The sequence below is a fragment of the Bacillus sp. AFS040349 genome, from assembly GCF_002577655.1.
Lineage (GTDB): Bacteria > Bacillota > Bacilli > Bacillales > Bacillaceae > Metabacillus.
The window spans coordinates 1-1837 of record NZ_NUMC01000015.1 but is presented as its reverse complement, the minus strand read 5'-3'; the positions used below and the strand labels follow the sequence as shown (position 1 = coordinate 1837).

Annotated in this window: 1 protein-coding gene; it reads right to left on the bottom strand. The window is 39.6% G+C overall.

The window, feature by feature from the left end; genetic code table 11:
- Positions 1–256: 256 nt before the first annotated feature.
- Positions 257–1696 (bottom strand): DDE-type integrase/transposase/recombinase, encoded by a 1440-nt coding sequence (locus COD11_RS04025; RefSeq protein ID WP_098795475.1) that lies wholly within the window; start codon positions 1694–1696, stop codon positions 257–259.
- Positions 1697–1837: the final 141 nt, after the last annotated feature.

Here is a 1837-nt window from a genome sequence, read left to right as displayed (position 1 = left end):
GGTAGTGTCAAAAGATTTATGAAAACTACCTAAAGGGTTAGCTTCTCTCCTATTTACTGGATGGAGATGCGCCGCAATCTCTCTTGACAAACACGCCAATGGTTTGTGGATTGTTTAACAAGGGCGAAGGGAACAAAAGAAGGCATACCAAATAAGCCCTTGGTTGTTTCCATTTTAAACCATTGGCAAGTTCGGTTTGTCAAGAGTTCGCTCCGCCGATTGCTGAATTAGCTTAAGGGCTCAGCTAAACAAAAAGTTAGGCTTGTCTTTGTTCTACTATCCATTGTTGTGCTAATCCAATGAGCTTTGTCCAACGTGCTGGCATTGTTGGAAGCCCCTTGAGTTCTGGATTCACTACGGGCACTTTTCCTTCTAAGGCGGCATGCGGACGCAAAAAGTTAAAGTAGGCCGTAAATAAGGTGACGTATGAAATGGAACCATGTTCAGAGCCGAATCCATGAGTGGAGCGATAATTGCCCTTAAAGGTGCGGTTAAGTCTCTCAATTATTTGTTTCATTGGTCTATATTCGGTTGAAACAGGGTCCTCATTGGTTAATCCAATGACCTGCTTCACATCGAATAAAATCTCATGTTGAGCGAAGAAATGTTGGGCTAAAAGATAGATTGGATTCCCGTCTACCACAAAGGTCAGATTTTCTGGAATCTCTTTCATCTTGATTAAGACCTCATCAATTGCTCGAATGGCTGTTGCTGTGTCTCGATTAGGCGACACCGGATACGAAAGAATAATCTTTTTCACGGCGTCAAAAAAGAAAAATAAATAATGCCATCGACCGTTTACTCTGATATACGTTTCATCACCGCAGAATTGGTCTGAAAGTTCATAGGGATAGTGATCCACATAAGGTTTAAGTAATAAAGCTACGCTATTTTCGTAGTTCAATACAGTCTGATGTGAAATCATCACTCCGTGTACGTCCTGCATAATCGCAGCTGTTTTACGGGCCGAAAGGCCATAGTTTACATGATAGGTTAGGATCAATCCTAATGTATGTGGGGATGCATAAATCTTTGATAAGTCCACGGCCGGCAGTTCTGGTGATTCCTTAGATAACGGCTGGAAATCGATATAAAACTGACGGAAAATGTATCTCAATTTAAATGCTTGAGGGTCCTTTTTGAACCTTTTCTTTTCTTTTGAAGTCATCCCATTGAGCTTCTTTTGATAATAAGAACAGTCATTGTTCTTGCACTTAAACACGTGAAAATCTTTTCTTTCTTTTATTTTCTCGAGAGTCTTGGAACAATGAGGACACTTCAGGATGGCCTCCTTAGAGTAACGGTTCTTTTCACTGAAAAGTTCTGTACACACCTTGCATTGATACTGACCTTTATCTCCATTGTTGGCATAAAGATAATCCGATGGAGCACCACACTTTGGACAGTTCATGGCTTTAGGTACGGAAACTTTTGCATTCTTACGCCTTTGAACAGGTTTGAGAGCTTTCCCGTTCTTCTCTAGATATTCACTAAGAAGAACTCGATAATCAAGCTGTTCTAGAACTTCAATGACCGGAAGGTCATCCACTTGAAGTTTTCGATAAGGTTTATTTACGGGCTGTTCAGTAGGTTTATCGAACATGCTTTTACCAATCAATAAAGTAAGCAATGTTCGAATGAGTTGTTCTTGATAGTTTATAAAAGTTAATAAATAGGTTATAATTTGAGGGTACAAATTGTCACTTCCATTCTTGGTTGTTGGGTGTGTGGTAACCTCAATTATCCAAAGAATTTAGGGGGTGGCAATTTTTTTGCCTATAAAGCCCTCTATGGAGATATTTTATAACCTATTTCTTATAGAAGTTTTGACAATACG